The following is a 16,510-nucleotide window of genomic DNA, read 5'->3' on the forward strand; positions in this document are numbered from 1 at the left end:
GGCGTTTCACGGGAACGCCGAACCACTCTATCTTTTTGTTTTGACGCAATTCCGGACGGAAAACCGTTTCACACTTTCCTGAAATTGCTCTAGCCGCGCTTGAGCGGCTTTGCCTGCTTGAAAAAATCCGCCCAGGGATCGGCTTGCCCGAGCCGCTTCAGCGTCGTCTTGTCGCCGATCGGAAAGGCGTTCGGCGGCAATCCGGCCTCGATCTCCGCCCAGGTCACCGGCATCGATACCGTGGCTCCCTTTTTGGCGCGCGACGAATAGGGCGCAACCGTGGTGGCGCCGCGGCCGTTGCGCAGATAATCGACGAAAATCTTGCCGGTGCGCGCCCTCTTCGACAGCGTCGCCGTGTAGCGGTCGGGCGCGGCCTGTTCGAGCGCTCGGGCGAACTCATGGGCGAAGCCTTTGACCTCGTCCCAATCCGCCGACGGCTTCAGCGGCACGACGACATGATAGCCCTTGCCGCCCGAGGTCTTGACGAAATTCGGCAGGGACAGTTCGTCGAGCCGGCCGCGGATATCGAGCGCCGCGGCACGCACCGCCTTCACGTCGACGCCCTCGTCCGGATCGAGATCGAAGATGATCTGGTCGGGTTTTTCCAGCTCGTTGGTGGTCGAGCCCCAGATGTGGATCTCGACGACGCCCAGTTGCACCAGCGCCGCGACGCCGTCGAAATCGCGGATGAACAGGATTTCCTCGCCGTCCGTCGGATCCTTCATCACGGCTATTTTTTCACTCATGCCGGCCGAGGCATGTTTTTGGAAGAACCGTTGGCCGCCAACGCCGTCCGGCGCCCGCACGAGGCTGAGCGGCCGGTTGATGACGAATTGCTTCATGCGCGGCCAGACCAGCGCGTAGTGATCAACCAGATCCTGCTTCGATACGTTCTCCTCGGGCCACAGAAGCTTGTCGGGGCGGGACAGTGTAACCGAGGTTTTCGCCGCGCCGGCGGGTTCGGCGGGCTTTGGCCTCGGCTCGGCCGTGGCTGAGCGTGCTTTCGGTTTCTCCTGCACGACTTCCTCCGCCGGCTTGTCCTCGCGCAATCCCTGGAACGACGCGTGGCGTATTATACGGTCCGACGTCCAACTGCGAAACTCCACTTCGCCGACAAGTTCGGGCTTGACCCAGACCAGCCCCTTGCCCCTTGGCACCGCCCTGTCGAAGGGCGAGGTTGTCGTCTTCAGCGCATCAAGCCTCTTCTTCAGCTCGTTGGTGCTTTTGGCCGTGAAGCCGGTGCCGACGCGGCCGGCATAGCGCAGCTTGCCGCCCTCGTGATAGCCAACCAGCAGCGAGCGCAGGCCGCGCCCGGTCTTGTCCGACGGCATATAGCCGCCGATGACGAATTCCTGGCGCGCCGTGCATTTCGACTTCACCCACGAGGGAACACGACCGCTGCGGTAGGGCGCATCGGCACGCTTGGAGACGACGCCTTCGAGCCCCAGCCGGCAAGCATGCTCCAGCATGATCTTGCCGGGCTCGGCAAAGTGGTCGCTGAAGCGCACGGCCTGATCCTCGGCCTGTCCGGCGAGCAAAGTGCGCAGCCTTTCCTTGCGCTCGACCAGCGGCTCGGAACGGATATCCTCACCGTTGAGACGCAACAGGTCGAAAACGTAGTAGATGAAACGATCCGTGCGGCCCGCCGACAGATCTTGCTGCAGCAGCGAGAATGACGAGACGCCGTTATCCGCCAGCACGACGATTTCGCCGTCGATGATCGCATCGGTGCATTTCAGGCCGCCAAGTGCCGCGACAATTGCGCCACCGAATTTGTCGGTCCAGTCGAGGCCGGCGCGTGTCAAAAGCCGCACCTCGGTGCCGGCAAGCTGCGACTGCATGCGATAGCCGTCGAACTTCACCTCATGCAGCCAGTCCTTGCCGGGCGGCGCGTCCCGCTCCAGCGTTGCGAGCGCCGGTTCGATGAATTCGAGCCGCCTTGCCGCGACTGCCTTCTTGCCGGTAGCCGGCCTGTCGGACTGCCAGACCCTTGGCTTCTTGCCGTCGGCGGTCTTGCCTTCGCCGACCTCCTCGATGGTCAGGCCGGATTTCACCGATTGCGGCGCCTCCTGCAAAATGTCCTCGCCTGGACGCGCGGCGGCATCGTCGGATTTGATCAGCAACCAGTTGTCACGCTTTTCGCCCGGACGCGGCTTCAGCCGCACCAGATGCCATGCGCCATGCAATTTGTGGCCATGCAGTTCGAAACTGATATGGCCTTTCTTCATCGCCTTTGCCGGGTCGCCATCGGGGACCCAAGTTCCCTCATCCCAGACAATGACCGAGCCGCCGCCATATTGGTCCTTCGGGATGGTGCCTTCAAACGGCGCATAGTCGATCGGGTGGTCCTCGACATGCACGGCGAGCCGCTTTTCGTGCGGGTCGAGGCTCGGGCCTCGCGTCACCGCCCAGCTCCACAGCACGCCGCCGTGCTCGAGACGAAGGTCGTAGTGAAGCCTGGTGGCGGCATGCTTGTGGATGACGAAGATGCCACCCGGCACGGCTTTCTTGCCGCGCGAAACCTTGCCGGCTGGTTCGGCCGTCTTCTTGAAATTGCGCTTGGCGTGATACTGCTCGAGGCTGGCCATGGGCGGATCCTAAGCAGATTTGCGCCGGGCGGCTTTGGACTTGGCGCCTTTTGCCGGGCGTCCGGTCTTTGCCGGCGCACCGGCTTCCGACGAAAGGCTCTTCTTCAGCGCATCGAAGAGGTTGACGACGTTGGAGGGCCGTGGTTCCGCCTTGGTCTTCGGTGCCTTCTTGCCGGCCTTCTTGGCGCGGACCAGCTCGATCAGGGCGTTTTCGTATTTGTCCTCGAATTCGGAAGGATCGAACTTCGCCTGTTTGTCATCGACGATGTGTTCGGCCAGCCTGATCATCTCGGCGTCGGTCTTCACCGGCTTGATGTCGCCGAACACCATCTCGGGCCTGCGAACCGTATCGCCATAGCGCAGGGTCGTCAGCAGCAGACCCTTGCCCAACGGCTCAATGACCACCGGACGTTCGCGGCGATAGAGCACAATGCGGGCTAGCCCCGCCGTCTTCTTGGCGGCCATGGCGTCGCGGATGACGGCGAAGGCCTCTTCCGAGACCTCGTCCGCAGGCGTCACATAATAGGGCGCATCGAGATAGATCTGCTGGATCGAGGATTTTTCGATGAAACCATCGAGGCTCATCGTATGCGAGGAGTCGATCAGCACGGCTTCGATCTCCTCCTCCTCGATTTGGACGAAGTCGCCGTCGCCGATCTCGTAGCCCTTGATCTCGTCGCCTTCATCGAGCGGCTTGCCGCTTGCCGAATCGACATAGACGCGCTTGACGGTATTGCCGGTCTTGCGGTTGAGCACGCGGAACGAGACTTTCTCGGCCTGGGTGACGACATTGGTCAGTTCGACGGCGCAAGTGACCAGCGAAAGCTTGAGATACCCTCTCCAGGCCGGGCGCGGCGCCATGACAAACTCCCTGCGCGACAATGTTCAACCGAGAACGGGCAAAGTCCGTTCCGGTTCCGGCGGCGCAAAAGGCAAGTCCGGGCTTTCAACCCAGCCTTGCCTTGTTCTCGCTCACTGCCCTACTCGGCGGCTTGCAGGTTGACCTTGCTTTCCGCTATTTCGGTAAGCTTGCGGTCGGTTGCCTGCTCCTCCTTGAGGTTGTTGGCCAACACATTGGCGCAGTCGCTGCGGCCCAGTTGCTTGGCCCAAGCAATCAGGGTGCCGTAACGGGTCATCTCATAATGCTCGACCGCCTGGGCGGAGGCGATCAGCGCAGCGTCGAGGACCTCCTTGTCGGCGATGTCGCCGCTGACGTCGTCGGCTTCTTCGAGAATGCCGTCGATGGCCGGGCAGTCGACCTGCTTGGCCTTCACGCCGTGCAGTTCGAACACCTGCTCGACACGCTGGATATGACCCTTGGTCTGAGCGAGATGTTTCTCAAAGCCGGCTTTCAGCTGCGGATCACTCGCCTTGTCGATCATCTTCGGCAGCGATTTTTCGATCTGTTTTTCAGCGTAATAGATGTCGCGCAGCGTGTGCACGAAGAGGTCGTCGAGGGTTTTGATATCCTTCGAAAAGAAACCCATGGCCTTTGCCTTTCCATTGCTCTTGCAGTTTCGCATTTTTTGGCTGCGGCCCACCCGAGCACCACAGCCTGCGGAGCCAGTTCGTCCCGGCACTGGGAAATCAACGTGCGGCTGACGGGCCGGTTCCTGGTTTTCCGGCCGCGTGCACGGAAATTTCGCGGTCCGGCAAAACCTGAAACAAAACCGCGCCTCTGCGACATTCAGGCGAAACATATGTGATGCAAAAGTCACACTGGACGAAATGCCGACGGACTGCATGGAAACACCGCGAATCAGCCGCATTCCAGCCATGAACAAAGGCATTTTCGACCAGAGATTAACATCGCGTTCACCGACTATTCACGCCTGGACGCTATGATCCCCGCAATTCGGAAGGGACATCCGAAACGGGACAGGGACCGAGTAAAATGAGCTTCTGGAATCAAATCGCCGGCTATGCCGCCGCCATCCGCGAATTCGTCGCGCCGACCTATCGGCCTGAGCGCTATTATATGCGCGGCCCAGGCCCCGCCTGCGCGCGCCGTGGCAACACGCTTGGGATCAGCGTGCGCTGATGATGAGCATGGAGAGCCGTCACGACAGCCGTATCTGCCGGCCCGACGCCGACAATCGGTCAACGACTTATCGCGCCGAGCGCCCTGCGCTGACCGACAGACGGCGTGCGACAACGCCAAGCCTTCAGCATTCCGGGCTTTGATCCAGCCGCCGGCAGGCCTAGTGTCGCCTGACACCAGCTGCCGGGCGTCACGTGATCGTCAAGCCGAACCATTCTCCTGAGCCGCCAGAATTCGAATCAAGTCGCCCGTTGATCGTGTTCGACGGTATTTGCGTGTTGTGCTCGGGCTTTGTGCGCATGGTGGTGAAGCTCGACCGCAAGGGCCGCTTTCATTTCGTAACGGCGCAGTCGCCCTTCGGCGAGATGCTGTTCAAGAAATACGGGCTGCGGACGGATCGCTACGAGACCAATCTCGTCATCGTCGATGGCGCGGCTTTCACCCGCCTGGACAGTTTCGTTGCCGTCATGGCCGAACTCGGCTGGCCGTGGCGGGCGGCGCGGATCCTGCTGCTGTTGCCGCGCCCGCTTCGCGACTGGCTCTACGACCGCATCGCAAAGAACCGCTACGCCCTGTTCGGCAAGAAGGACAATTGCGAAATCCCTTCCGCTGAGGTGAGGGCAAGATTGATCGGCTAGGTTCGTTGCCGTGGCCGGGAGCGGGCGGGGCATTTTGGGGGAACTGCGGATGAAGGTTCTTGTCGTCGGCGGCTATGGCACCTTTGGCGGTCGCACCGTCGAGCTTTTGGAGGGCGAGCCGCATCTGATCCTCTTTGTCGCCGGGCGCTCGCTCGCCAAGGCTGACGCGTATTGCAAGAAGCGCGCCCCGACAGCAGCCCAGCTGGTGCCGGCACTGTTCGACCGTGACGGCGATCTCGCCGCGCAACTCGCTGCATTTGAGCCTGATATTGTAGTCGACGCGAGCGGTCCGTTCCAGGCCTATGGCGAGGGACGCTATCGCCTGATCGAGGCCTGCATCGCCCGGCGCATCAACTATCTCGATCTAGCCGACGGCTCGGATTTCGTCGCCGGGGTCTCTGCGTTCGACGAGGCGGCGCGAAACGCCGGCGTCTTCGTGCTGTCCGGCGTCTCGAGCTTTCCGGTGCTGACGGCGGCGGTGGTGCGTCGCCTGTCTTCGGACCTGACGCGGGTCGACGGCATTCGCGGCGGCATCGCGCCTTCGCCCTTTGCCGGCGTCGGCGGGAACGTCATCCGGGCTATCGCCGGTTATGCCGGTCGGCCGGTGCGGCTTGTTCGCAATGGCCGTCCCGAACAAGGCCGTCCGTTTACCGAGCAGCTGCGCTACACTATCGCGCCGCCGGGCCGGCTGCCGCTTCGAAACACGCTGTTTTCTCTGGTCGACGTTCCAGACCTGCGCGCCTTGGCCGCGCTTTGGCCGGAGGCGAGGACCATCTGGATGGGAGCCGGGCCGGTACCCGAGGTGCTGCACCGCGCCCTGATCGGCCTCGCCTGGCTGGTGCGCGCCGGATGGATCGGTTCGCTTTCGCCGCTGGCGCCGCTGATGCATGAGGCAACGAACCGGCTGCGCTGGGGCGAGCATCGCGGCGGCATGTTCGTCGAGGTCGAGGGATCGGACCGGGCGGGCGCCATCGTCAAGCGCTCGTGGCATCTCTTGGCCGAGGGCAATGACGGGCCGCTGATCCCGTCGATGGCGGTCGAAGCACTGGCCCGCAAAGCGCTGGCCGGACATCAGCCCGCGCCGGGCGCACGGGCGGGGGTGCGCGATTTGGAGCTCCGGGATTATGAAGCCCTGTTCGCCGGGCGGACAATCTACACCGGCTTCAGGAACGGGGCGGCGGACGAGGACAAGCCGCTTTATGCCGAGCTGCTCGGTGCCGCCTGGCAAGGCCTTCCCGAGGCAATTCGGTCAATGCATGACCGTACGATCACGGCCGCAGGCCGCGCGCGCGTCGAACGCGGGCGCAATGTTCTTGGCCGGCTAATGGCCTGGACGGTCGGCTTCCCCGGGGCAAGCGAGGACATCCCGGTTCATGTCCGCTTCGACACCGACAAGGACGGCGAGACCTGGACCCGGACATTCGGCAAGCACAGTTTTTCGAGCCTACAGTCCGCAGGCCGGGGTCGATCGCAGCGCTTGCTGTGCGAACGCTTCGGCCCGCTGACCTTCGCGATGGCGCTGGTTGCCGAAGACGGCCGGCTGGCGCTGGTCTTGCGCCGCTGGAGTTTTTTTGGCCTGCCGCTTCCGATGTGGCTCGGTCCACGCTCGACTTCCTACGAAACGGTGAAGGATGGCCGCTTCCGCTTCCATGTCGAGATCTCGCATCCGCTTGCCGGCATGATCGCCCGCTACCGCGGCTGGCTGGAGCCCTCCGGCCCGCACGGCTCCAACGAGATCGGGCCGCCTGCCAGCTTGCCCAGTTCGCGACAGTCCTGCGCCGTGCACAGCGTCCAGCCCTGACCCGTGGCGCCCGAGGCGGCGAGCGCGAGGCGCCGCTGTGGCCCGACCTTGGGCGCATAGACCCACCAGCCGTTTCTCAGCACCGAGCCTTGCGGCGGCTCCACCCCGGCGCCCGATCCCTTGATGCGGGCCTCGACCAGCTGCAGGCCGGACGGCAGCACCTTCCAGTCTTCCTGCCACTGGGTCTTCTCCACCGAATGCACCCAGGAGAGCGTGAAGGCAGCAACGGCGAGCGTCACCGTCTTGCCGGCCGCGACGATGCAGAGGCTCATGCTGAATTAGCCAGCGAAGCCTGCCGCGCGCGCCAGCAGTGCCAGCCGATCCAGGCAAGGGACAGCGCCCAGCCCGCCTCGTCGGTGAGCGGCAGCGCCGCAACCAGCAGCACGCCGGCGGCGAAGGCGACGAGGCGTTCCCACCACGCCATGCGCCGGGCGAGAAATCCGACGGCCGCGGCGCCCCACAGGACGATACCCATGCAGGCTTTGATGACGATATAGGCGACCTCGACGGGATAGCCGAACTGGGCGGCGATCGGGCCGGGGTCCTGCAGCATCAGCGCCGGGGTATAGACCGCCATGAACGGCACAACGAAGCCGGCAATGGCAAGCTTGGTGGCCTGGATGCCGATCTTGAGGCCGCTTTCCTTGGCCATGGGCGCGGCGGCGAAGGCGGCCAGCGCCACAGGCGGGGTGAGATCGGCCATGATGCCGAAATAGAAGACGAACATATGGCTGACCACCAACGGCACGCCGAGCGACAGCAGTGCTGGCCCGGCCAGCGACGAAGTGATGATGTAGTTGGGAATTGTCGGTATGCCCATGCCGAGCACCAAGCAGGTGAGCATGGTCAAAAGCAGCGACAGGAACAGATTGTTCTCGCCGATCGAGATGATCCAGCCGATGAAGGTCGAGGCGATGCCGGTAAGCGTCAACGTGCCGATGACGATGCCGACAATGGCGCAGGCAATGCCGACCGGCAGCGCGTTCTTCGCTCCTTCGGCAAGGGAATCCACGCATATGCGCAGCGTCTCGCGCCCGCCCTTGAAGGTGAGGCAGGCGGCGACCAGCACGGCGATGACCAGGCTGAGGATGTTGACGCCGAATTTCATGAAGGAAGCCGCGGCAAGCCCGAGCGCCAGCCAGAAGACGATGCGGAAGGCGAGCGGCCCGATCGATGCTGCCAGCGGCGTGCCGAGGATAAGCACAATGGTCAACGCCAGGCCCATGGTGCCGGCGAAGACCGGCGTATAGCCGGCAAACAGCAGGTAGATCAGCGCTGCCAGCGGCAGCACCAGCGGCCAGTGTTGTTTCACCGCATCCCACGGATTGGGCAGGTCGGCCTTGGCCATGCCGTGCAGGCCGGCCTTGCCAGCTTCCAGGTGCACCTGCCAGAAACAGGCGCCGAAATAGAGCAGCGCCGGAATGATCGCCGCCTTGACCACCGCGGCATAGGGGATGTTCAGGGTCTCGGCCATGATAAAGGCAACCGCTCCCATCACCGGCGGCATGATCTGGCCGCCCATCGACGAGGTCGCCTCGACGGCGCCAGCGAAAGCCGAGCGGAAACCGAAGCGTTTCATCAGCGGGATGGTGAACTGGCCGCTGGCCACCACATTGGCGACGCCGGAGCCGGAAATGGTGCCCATCAGCGCCGAGGACAGCACGCAGACTTGCGCCGGGCCGCCGCGCCATGAGCCGACCAGGCCAAGCGCAAAATCGTTGAACAGCGCGATCATGCCGGCGCGCTCAAGAAAGGCGGCGAAAACGACGAAGATGAAGATGTAGGCGGCCGAGACATAGATCGGCGTGCCGTAGATGCCTTCGGTGCCATAGGCGAAGGTGTCGACGAGCTGGGCGAAATCATAACCGCGATGGATGAACGGCGGCGGCAGATGATTGCCGGCAAATGCGTAGGCGAGAAAGATGAAGGCAATGACGGCGAGCGGCAGCCCCATTAACCGCCGCGCCGCCTCGAAGACCAGCACGACCAGCACCGCGCCGACGATCAGGTCAGGCGTGGTGAGAAAGCCGGAGCGGCGGATGAGGTCGGCATAGAACACCCAATTGTACAGACCGGTGGCGAAACCAAGCAGGCCGAGCGTCCAGAACACTGCTTTCGCCGGGACGCTTTTGGCGCGCAGATTGGCGATTAGGGCAAAGCCGAGCAGCAGCAGGAAGCCGACATGCATGGCGCGTATGACCTGGCTCGGCAGGCTGCCATAGGCGGCGATGTAGATTTGGAAGATGGAGAAGGCGATGGCGATAAAAAAAGCCGCCTTGCCGGCGATGCCTTCGCCGAAGCCAGGCGGCAATCCTTCGACAGGAGCTTCCGCTGTGGGGGAAAGAACGGTCGGGGTTACGGTCATTAGCGGGGTTCCTGGCGGGGCGGTCCCCTCCTCGAGGGGAGGGTGCCGAGCGAAGCGAGGCGGGTGAGGTCGGTGCGGCAGTGCGCGGCCTCAACCGACCCTACCCGTCCATTCGCCTTCGGCAGCTGTTCACCTTCTCCTCAAGGGGGAGGGATGGCTCCTTACTTCACCAATCCCTTTTCCTTGTAATACCTCTCGGCGCCTGGATGCAGCGGCACCGGCATGCCGTCGAGCGCCTTGGCCGGGTCGATCGCCTTGGCGGCGGCGTGGGCAGCGGTGAGCTGGTCGAGATGCTCGAACAGCAGTTTCGTCATCTGGTAGGCGGTCTCGTCGGAGACATCGGCGCTGGTGATCAGGAAATTGCCGACGGCGGCGGTCGCAACATCCTCGGTCTGGCCCTCGTAGGTGCCCTTGGGGATGACCACGGAAAGATAGGGCGAGCCGATCTTGGCGACGTCCTCCGCCGGCACGGCAACGACGTTTACCGGCACTGAGGTGGCGAGGTCACGGATCGACGCGACCCCAAGGCCAGCCGACTGCAGCGTGGCGTCGAGCTGGCGGTTCTTGATCAGCTCCACCGATTCGGCGAAGGGCAGATATTCGATCCGCCCGAGGTCTTCGTATTTCAGCCCGGCAGCGGCAAATATCGTGCGGGCGTTGAGCTCGGTGCCTGAGGCCGGCGCGCCGACCGAAAGGCTCTTGCCCTTGAGATCGGCGAGCGTCTTGATGCCGGATTCCTTGCTGGCGACGATCTGGATGTAATTGGGATAGATGGCGGCAATGCCGCGCAGCTTGTCGAGCTTGCCTGGGAAGCCTGCTTCGGTATTGCCTTCGGCGGCCAGCTTGACGGAATCGCCAAGCGCGAAAGCAATCTCGCCCTTGCCCTGCTGCAAGAGATTGAGGTTTTCGACCGACGCTTTCGTCGCCTGCACCTGGGTGCGCGCGCCTTCGATGCCCTTGCCGTAGATTTCCGACAGGGCGACGCCGAGCGGATAGTAGACGCCGGACGTGCCGCCGGTCAGCACGTTGATGAATTCCTGTGCCTTGACCGATGCCGCGCCAAGGCCAAGCGACAGCGCCAGCACGCCGGCTGCAACAAATTTCGTCCTGAAATTGAGCATGCGATTTCCTCCCTGAAAATTCGCCGCCGTGCCCTCCTCGGCGGCACGAAGCGAAGCGAGTTTAGACAGCGGGCGGGAAATGCCAACCCGCAATAGCAGCGATTAGACGAACGGCTAAGCAGTGCCGCAACACGTTGGCGCTTGCGCGAGGTCGCATCGCGGCAGAAAGATTTTTCCAGCGCTTGTCGAAATCCGGCAGGGCCGCGCGACATAAGTCCGGCTCGCAACGATGCGGCCTTCGAGAAACGGGAGAAGACCATGCGATACATGCTTTTGATCTATGGAAACGAAGCGGGGATGGCAGCCGCGCCAGCAGATGCGGTGACACAGATGTCGAGCGCGTACGTCGCCTACACCGAAGCGTTGAAGAAATCCGGCGCCTGGCTCGCCGGCGACCGGCTGAAGCCGACGCAATCCGCTACCTCGGTGCGGATGGCCAATGGCAAGACCAACGTGCTCGACGGCCCCTATGCCGACACCAAGGAGCAGCTTGCCGGCTTCTATATGATCGAAGCGGAGGACGTCGACGCCGCCATTGCCTGGGCGGCGCGCTGCCCGGGCGCCAGCACCGGCACGGTAGAGGTGCGGCCGATCTGGGAACTCACCATGTGATGCCGGAATTGCCCGATACTGCGCGGGCGGCGGCGGAAGCGGCCGCCCGGCAAAGCTACGGCAAGCTGGTCGCCTATCTCGCCGCACGCACGCGCGACGTGGCCGCTGCAGAGGACGCATTGGCCGATGCCTTTGCAGCGGCGCTCGAGCGTTGGCCACAGGCGGGCGTGCCCGACAAGCCGGAAGCCTGGCTGCTGGCGGTGGCACGCAAGCGCCGCGTCGACGCGGTCAGACGGCGGCTGACACGCGAGGCGGGCCGCGACCACCTGAGACTGATCGCCGAGGAGATGGAGGCGCGCATGGCCGAGGAAGACCTGCCGGACGAGCGGCTCAGGCTCATGTTTGCCTGCGCCCATCCCGCGATTGAGGCCGGCGTGCGAGCACCGCTGATCCTGCAGACGGTCCTGGGCTTCGACGCAGCGACCATCGCCTCGGCTTTTCTTGTCTCGCCAGCCACGATGAGCCAGCGGCTGGTGCGCGCCAAGACGCGAATTCGCGAGACAGGCATTCCGTTCCGCGTGCCGGAGCGGGCCGAGCTCGGCGAGCGGCTGGGCACCGTTCTGGAAGCGATCTACGCGGCGTTTGCCGAAGGTTGGTCCGACCCGGCCGGCACCGAAACGCGGCGCCGCAATCTCGCGACCGAAGGCATCTGGCTCGGCCGTCTGATCGCCTCGCTGATGCCGGATGAGCCGGAAGCACTCGGCCTGCTGGCGCTGATGCTGTTCGCCGAGGCGCGGCGTGCAGCCCGGCGCAATGCGGCGGGTGACTATGTGCCGCTGGCCGAGCAGGATCTTGCATTGTGGGACGACACCCTGATCGATGAAGCGGAGGCGCTGCTCGGGCGCGCGGCCGCCGAGGGTGTTGTCGGCCGCTACCAGCTCGAGGCCGCCGTGCAATCCGCCCATACGACACGGCGGCTGACCGGTTGTACCGACTGGGTCGCGATCAAGGAGCTCTACGACGCGCTGTCGGTGATTGCCGGCTCGCCGGTGGTGTCGATCAACCGTGCGGTGGCGATTGCCGAGGCCGAAGGTGCTTCAGCAGGATTGGGCGCGCTTGATCAACTCAGCGGCGACAAGCGGCTGTATGACTATCAACCTTACTGGGCCGCCCGCGCGGGCCTGCTGGCCAGACTCGGCAAAGTTCCGCAAGCGAGCGAGGCCTATGACCGGGCTATCGGCCTCGAACGCGATCCGGCCGTGCGCCGGTTCCTGCAGGAACGACGGGCATGGCTCGGCCACGCGGAAAGACACTGAGACAAGGCGGAGTGCTTAGGCCGGCCACATGTCGTGGGAAGCATTCAGCCTCTTTATCACTCGATGTTCCCGCAAATTGGCCCACAGGCGTTCGATATTCGGCCAAGCGGTTGGAACCTTCGCGACCTCCGGATGCCAGGCCACCAACATGACGAGATAGATGTCGGCCAGCGAGAGCCGGTCGCCGGCCAGCCAGTCATGGCCTGCGAGGGCGGCATCGAGAATGGCGAAGCTGCGATCCATTTCCGAGACCGCCGCCCGTTTGACAGCGTCCACGCCGCGGGGATCGGTCGTGTAGCGATGAGCGTAGAAGAACCGCAGGTCAGCCGAATAGATGACGGAGGACATGAAAAACATCCAGCGCAGGAAGTCGGCACGGTCAGCCGAACTTGCTGCGGGCGCCAGTCCTGCTTCCGGGTGGCGCTCGGCCAGCAGGATGCAGATCGCCGCCGATTCGGTCATCGAGCGTCCGTCCGGCAAGATCAGGACCGGCACCTGGTTCAAGGGGCTGATATCTAAAAAGGCCTGGTCGGGTCGGCCCTTCGGAACGTCGATCTGGTCGAAAGGCACGCCCGCCAAAGCGAGCGCCGCCTCGATGACAAAGCCGCCGGTATTGGCACGCGTATAGAGCTTGTACATGAAGTCCTCCACCTGCCGGGCAGCGACGATTTGATACGGAAGGGACCCGCCGCTCAAGCGAACGACGCCCGCCACAGGTGGTTTTTCAGCGGTCCACGCCGACGCGTGATACAGAGTATTTGATGTCGGAGGGCATCGCGAAGGATCGCTACTGACCGGTCAAAAACGCTCGTGTCTAAGCGCCCAATCCCTCGAACAGGATCGTCGAGAGATAGCGCTCGGCGAAAGAGGGGATGACGACGACGAGGTTCTTGCCCTTGTTCTCGGCCCGCGAGCCGACGACGATCGCCGCTTGCAGGGCGGCACCCGACGAGATGCCGACCGGCACACCTTCGAGCCGAGCGACGAGCCGTGCATTGGCAACCGAATCCTCGTTCGAGACCTTGACGATTTCGTCATAGATCGTCGTGTCGAGGATTTTTGGCGCGAAGCCGGCGCCAATGCCCTGGATCTTGTGCGGGCCTGGCTGGCCGCCCGACAGCACCGGCGAGGCTTCCGGTTCGACGGCGACGACATGCACCGAGGGCTTACGCTTCTTCAGCACCTGGCCGACGCCGGTGATGGTGCCGCCGGTCCCGATGCCGGCAACGAAGATATCGACTTCGCCATGGGTGTCGTTCCAGATTTCCTCGGCCGTGGTGCGGCGATGGATTTCCGGATTGGCCGGGTTTTCGAATTGCTGCGGAATGACAGCGTCGGGCAGCGTTGCCGCCAGCTCGTCCGCCTTGGCGATGGCGCCCTTCATGCCTTTCGGCCCTTCGGTCAGCACCAGTTCGGCACCGAGCAGAGCCAGCATCTTGCGGCGTTCGACGGACATGGTTTCCGGCATGGTCAGGATCAGCTTGTAGCCCTTGGCAGCGGCGGCAAAGGCGAGCGCGATGCCGGTATTGCCCGAGGTCGGCTCGATCAGGGTGGTCTTGCCGGGCGTAATCCTGCCCGAAGCCTCCAATGCCTCGATCATCGACACGCCGATGCGGTCCTTGACCGAGGCGATCGGGTTGAAGAATTCGAGCTTGGCCAGCAGATTGGCGACGACGCCCTTCTCCCTGGCGAATTTATCAAGCCGCACCAGCGGCGTGTCGCCGATCGTCTCGGTGATCGAATTGTAGATGCGGCCGCGGCCGGGCACGTGTGCGGGGGTGGCGGGCTTGTTCATTGATTTCCTCCCAGAGGTCAAGCGGCAAGAGTCGGGCGGGGCCTAGGATAGAGCCATCCGCCGCGCAAGATAGGCTGTCGATCGAAAAATATCCGAGTGAAGTTCGTGCTGAGTACCCCCGCCCTTGCAAGGCGTGGCAATCCTTGGGCGGATTGGCGAAGGAGATCTATTGGCGGGCGGCAATTGCCGCCGCCGCACCGACCATGAAGCCCGCGGCGGTGCGGTTGAGTGCCCTCAGCGCCCGCGGCGACTTCAGGAACCAGCGCGCCTTGGCCGCCAGCGCCAGATAGGGCACCAGCACGACGAGCAGGACGACGATGGTGAGCGCGACGAGGATGCCGTAATCGGCCAGCGTGATCGTCTTCAGATCGACGATGGTCGGGGTGATGGCAAGATAGAAGATCATCGTCTTCGGATTGCCGAGCGTGACGGCGAGGCCGGCTACAAAGCTGGATGCCAAGCCGCCCTTGCCTTTCTTCGCCTCCACCGTCTCCGGCGTGATGCCGCTCGTCCAGAAACGCCAGCCAAGAAAGGCGAGGTAGGCGACGCCCAGCCATTTGATGGCCAGGAAGACCATGCCGAAAGTTTGCGCGACGAAAGCCAGGCCGAGCACCACGGCAGTGAGATAGGTCAGGTCGCCGAGCATCAGCCCGAACGACATGGCCAGCGACGAGCGGAAGCCGGAACCCAGCGCACGCGCAACGAGCGCGGTGACGCCGGGGCCGGGGATGGCCGCGGCGATGCCGAGGGCGGCGCTATAGGCGAGGAACCCGGTGAGTGTCATGATTGGCGCTTGTCGCACAATGTTGAAGTTGGGTGAATTCCCTCGGGCCGAATTCGATTGCGCCAGCGCAGCAGGCGACACCGCCGTTCAGGAGCGGCCGTCTTCGTAGGTAATGCGCCAGATGGTGCCGTTGCCGTCCTCGGTGACGATCAGCGAGCCGTCCTTGGCCATCGCGACACCGACCGGTCGGCCCCAGACGGCGTCGTTCGAGATGACGAAGCCGGTCATGAAGTCCTCATATTCGCCTGTCGGCTTGCCATCCCTGAATTTGAGCCTCACCACCTTGTAGCCGGTCCTGGCGCCACGGTTCCACGAACCATGCATGGCGACGAAGGCGTCACCCTGATAATCCGCCGGGAAGTTCTTGCCGTCGTAGAAGGCTATATTCATCGGCGCCGAATGCGCCTGCATCAATACATCGGGGACAGTGGCCTTGCCGGCGAGGTCTGGCCGCTCGCCCTGATGGCGCGGATCCTCGTTATTGCCGATGTAGTACCAAGGCCAACCATAGAATCCGCCGTCCTTGACCGCTGTTGCAAATTCGAACGGCACATTGTCGCCGAGTTCGTCGCGCTCATTGACGACGCACCACAATGCGCCGGTGGCGGGCTGCACGGTCATGCCCGTACAGTTGCGCAGGCCGGTGGCGACAGTTCGGGGATTTTTCCCATCCGGGTCAAAGGCGAGCACATCGGCACGGCCGTCCTCGGAGCCCCAGGCCGCCCCGAGCGGCTTTGATTTGGCCCAGGCGTCGAGGCCGCTATCCGGCTCCTTACCTATATCCTCGGCGACGTTCGAGGCGGAGCCAACCGACAAATAAAGCGTTTTGCCGTCCTGCGAGAAGGCGATGTCGCGGGTCGTGTGACCACCCGACGGGATTTGGGCGACAATGGTTTCTGGTTTGCCGGATGTCTTCAGGTCGCCATCGCGATAGGGGAAGCGGACGATGCTGTCGCTGTTCGCGACATAAACCCATTGCGGTTTGTCTCCTGGCGGATAGAAGGCGATGCCGTAGGGATAATTGAGCCCCTTGGCGAAGATCGCTTTCTCGATGGGCTTGGCGCTGCCCTCGGCGAGACGATAGACGCGTATTTGGTCGGCATGGCTGTTGGCAACAAACAGGTCGCCATTCGGAGCGACGCGCACGACACGTGGATTGACGATGCCGGATGCGATCATTTCAGCCGAAAAGCCCGACGGCAATTCTGGCTTGGCGCGTTCGGGCCGTTCCGCCACGCCGGCGCCGTTCGAAGCGGATTGGGCGGGGTCGGCTGCCGGCATGTCTCGCGGCCCAATCAGGCGTCGGACGCCAGGCCTGTCGGCGTGCCAATCGCCAAACGCGGCTTCGCCTTTGAGCACATTCTGGTCCGCCTGCTGGGCGGCTGCCGGTGTCGCAACAAGGAGGGCAGCGGCAACAGCCGCAAAGCCGCCAGATCGGATCATCAACGTCCTCCGGGATTCGCCTCGAACAGGGCAAACGGCATCAGGTATTGATCGTTCCAAGCGGCC

Annotated in this window: 15 protein-coding genes; 5 read left to right on the top strand and 10 right to left on the bottom strand. The window is 63.6% G+C overall.

Translation table 11 applies throughout. From position 1 onward, the window contains the following. Nucleotides 1-89 precede the first annotated feature (89 nt). The 3 genes from ligD to NKI52_RS06610 form a co-directional block, all read right to left on the bottom strand. Nucleotides 90-2,588 carry a DNA ligase D gene (gene ligD / locus NKI52_RS06600; RefSeq protein WP_352571584.1) on the bottom strand — a complete coding sequence of 833 codons (2,499 nt, stop codon included), beginning with the start codon at nucleotides 2,586-2,588 and terminating at the stop codon, nucleotides 90-92. A gap of 9 nt (nucleotides 2,589-2,597) precedes the next feature. Next, on the bottom strand, nucleotides 2,598-3,449 hold the full coding sequence (gene ku / locus NKI52_RS06605) for a non-homologous end joining protein Ku (RefSeq protein WP_352571585.1): 852 nt from the start codon (nucleotides 3,447-3,449) through the stop codon (nucleotides 2,598-2,600). A gap of 119 nt (nucleotides 3,450-3,568) precedes the next feature. Beyond that, complete coding sequence (locus tag NKI52_RS06610) at nucleotides 3,569-4,075, bottom strand: YciE/YciF ferroxidase family protein (protein WP_352473615.1); 507 nt, start codon at nucleotides 4,073-4,075, stop codon at nucleotides 3,569-3,571. Between the two features lie 407 nt (nucleotides 4,076-4,482). Between NKI52_RS06610 and NKI52_RS06615 the strand changes: the two genes are divergently transcribed. The 3 genes from NKI52_RS06615 (at nucleotide 4,483) to NKI52_RS06625 (ending at nucleotide 7,068) form a co-directional block, all read left to right on the top strand. Then, nucleotides 4,483-4,629 carry a hypothetical protein gene (locus tag NKI52_RS06615; protein ID WP_023678994.1) on the top strand — a complete coding sequence of 49 codons (147 nt, stop codon included), beginning with the start codon at nucleotides 4,483-4,485 and terminating at the stop codon, nucleotides 4,627-4,629. 257 nt (nucleotides 4,630-4,886) lie between these two features. Next, complete coding sequence (locus tag NKI52_RS06620; protein WP_245274773.1) at nucleotides 4,887-5,267, top strand: thiol-disulfide oxidoreductase DCC family protein; 381 nt, start codon at nucleotides 4,887-4,889, stop codon at nucleotides 5,265-5,267. Between the two features lie 49 nt (nucleotides 5,268-5,316). Further along, nucleotides 5,317-7,068, top strand: coding sequence for a saccharopine dehydrogenase family protein (locus tag NKI52_RS06625; RefSeq protein WP_352697377.1), 1,752 nt, complete (start codon nucleotides 5,317-5,319; stop codon nucleotides 7,066-7,068). On the opposite strand, the gene NKI52_RS06630 is transcribed toward NKI52_RS06625, so the two are convergent. From NKI52_RS06630 to NKI52_RS06640, 3 genes are all read right to left on the bottom strand, one after another. Continuing rightward, a complete protein-coding gene (locus NKI52_RS06630) occupies nucleotides 6,957-7,340 on the bottom strand; it encodes a DUF1850 domain-containing protein (RefSeq protein WP_352571587.1) in 384 nt (127 codons plus the stop codon). The genes NKI52_RS06625 and NKI52_RS06630 overlap by 112 nt on opposite strands. After that, nucleotides 7,337-9,433, bottom strand: coding sequence for a TRAP transporter permease (locus NKI52_RS06635; RefSeq protein ID WP_352575331.1), 2,097 nt, complete (start codon nucleotides 9,431-9,433; stop codon nucleotides 7,337-7,339). Before NKI52_RS06635 ends, NKI52_RS06630 begins: the two co-directional genes overlap by 4 nt. 161 nt (nucleotides 9,434-9,594) lie before the next feature. After that, on the bottom strand, nucleotides 9,595-10,554 hold the full coding sequence (locus NKI52_RS06640; protein WP_352697380.1) for a TAXI family TRAP transporter solute-binding subunit: 960 nt from the start codon (nucleotides 10,552-10,554) through the stop codon (nucleotides 9,595-9,597). Between the two features lie 258 nt (nucleotides 10,555-10,812). Here NKI52_RS06640 and NKI52_RS06645 point away from each other — a divergent pair, with 258 nt between their 5' ends. Beyond that, a complete protein-coding gene (locus NKI52_RS06645; RefSeq protein ID WP_023718846.1) occupies nucleotides 10,813-11,166 on the top strand; it encodes a YciI family protein in 354 nt (117 codons plus the stop codon). After that, entirely contained in the window at nucleotides 11,166-12,422 is a 1,257-nt protein-coding gene (locus tag NKI52_RS06650) for an RNA polymerase sigma factor (protein WP_352591729.1), read from the top strand. The genes NKI52_RS06645 and NKI52_RS06650 overlap by 1 nt, the downstream gene beginning before the upstream one ends. 15 nt (nucleotides 12,423-12,437) lie before the next feature. Here the strand turns inward: NKI52_RS06650 and NKI52_RS06655 are convergent, their stop codons facing one another. The 4 genes from NKI52_RS06655 to NKI52_RS06670 form a co-directional block, all read right to left on the bottom strand. Further along, nucleotides 12,438-13,061, bottom strand: coding sequence for a glutathione S-transferase family protein (locus NKI52_RS06655; protein ID WP_352575452.1), 624 nt, complete (start codon nucleotides 13,059-13,061; stop codon nucleotides 12,438-12,440). Nucleotides 13,062-13,236: 175 nt separating this feature from the next. Continuing rightward, nucleotides 13,237-14,217, bottom strand: coding sequence for a cysteine synthase A (gene cysK, locus NKI52_RS06660; protein ID WP_023678986.1), 981 nt, complete (start codon nucleotides 14,215-14,217; stop codon nucleotides 13,237-13,239). Between the two features lie 166 nt (nucleotides 14,218-14,383). Continuing rightward, nucleotides 14,384-15,001 (bottom strand): LysE family translocator, encoded by a 618-nt coding sequence (locus NKI52_RS06665; protein WP_352591732.1) that lies wholly within the window; start codon nucleotides 14,999-15,001, stop codon nucleotides 14,384-14,386. 87 nt (nucleotides 15,002-15,088) lie between these two features. Further along, on the bottom strand, nucleotides 15,089-16,444 hold the full coding sequence (locus NKI52_RS06670) for a PQQ-dependent sugar dehydrogenase (RefSeq protein WP_023678984.1): 1,356 nt from the start codon (nucleotides 16,442-16,444) through the stop codon (nucleotides 15,089-15,091). Nucleotides 16,445-16,510: the final 66 nt, after the last annotated feature.

Origin of the sequence: Mesorhizobium sp. M0590 (assembly GCF_040320905.1) — a bacterium.
Taxonomy (GTDB): Bacteria; Pseudomonadota; Alphaproteobacteria; order Rhizobiales; family Rhizobiaceae; genus Mesorhizobium.

Coding starts and splice junctions, on each gene's coding strand:
- cysK (WP_023678986.1), bottom strand. CDS start 14,217: ATGAACAAGCCCGCCACCCCCGCACACGTGCCCGGCCGCGGCCGCATC.
- NKI52_RS06630 (WP_352571587.1), bottom strand. CDS start 7,340: ATGAGCCTCTGCATCGTCGCGGCCGGCAAGACGGTGACGCTCGCCGTT.
- NKI52_RS06655 (WP_352575452.1), bottom strand. CDS start 13,061: ATGTACAAGCTCTATACGCGTGCCAATACCGGCGGCTTTGTCATCGAG.
- NKI52_RS06670 (WP_023678984.1), bottom strand. CDS start 16,444: ATGATCCGATCTGGCGGCTTTGCGGCTGTTGCCGCTGCCCTCCTTGTT.
- NKI52_RS06615 (WP_023678994.1), top strand. CDS start 4,483: ATGAGCTTCTGGAATCAAATCGCCGGCTATGCCGCCGCCATCCGCGAA.
- ligD (WP_352571584.1), bottom strand. CDS start 2,588: ATGGCCAGCCTCGAGCAGTATCACGCCAAGCGCAATTTCAAGAAGACG.
- NKI52_RS06635 (WP_352575331.1), bottom strand. CDS start 9,433: ATGACCGTAACCCCGACCGTTCTTTCCCCCACAGCGGAAGCTCCTGTC.
- NKI52_RS06650 (WP_352591729.1), top strand. CDS start 11,166: ATGCCGGAATTGCCCGATACTGCGCGGGCGGCGGCGGAAGCGGCCGCC.
- NKI52_RS06645 (WP_023718846.1), top strand. CDS start 10,813: ATGCGATACATGCTTTTGATCTATGGAAACGAAGCGGGGATGGCAGCC.
- NKI52_RS06640 (WP_352697380.1), bottom strand. CDS start 10,554: ATGCTCAATTTCAGGACGAAATTTGTTGCAGCCGGCGTGCTGGCGCTG.
- ku (WP_352571585.1), bottom strand. CDS start 3,449: ATGGCGCCGCGCCCGGCCTGGAGAGGGTATCTCAAGCTTTCGCTGGTC.
- NKI52_RS06610 (WP_352473615.1), bottom strand. CDS start 4,075: ATGGGTTTCTTTTCGAAGGATATCAAAACCCTCGACGACCTCTTCGTG.
- NKI52_RS06665 (WP_352591732.1), bottom strand. CDS start 15,001: ATGACACTCACCGGGTTCCTCGCCTATAGCGCCGCCCTCGGCATCGCC.
- NKI52_RS06625 (WP_352697377.1), top strand. CDS start 5,317: ATGAAGGTTCTTGTCGTCGGCGGCTATGGCACCTTTGGCGGTCGCACC.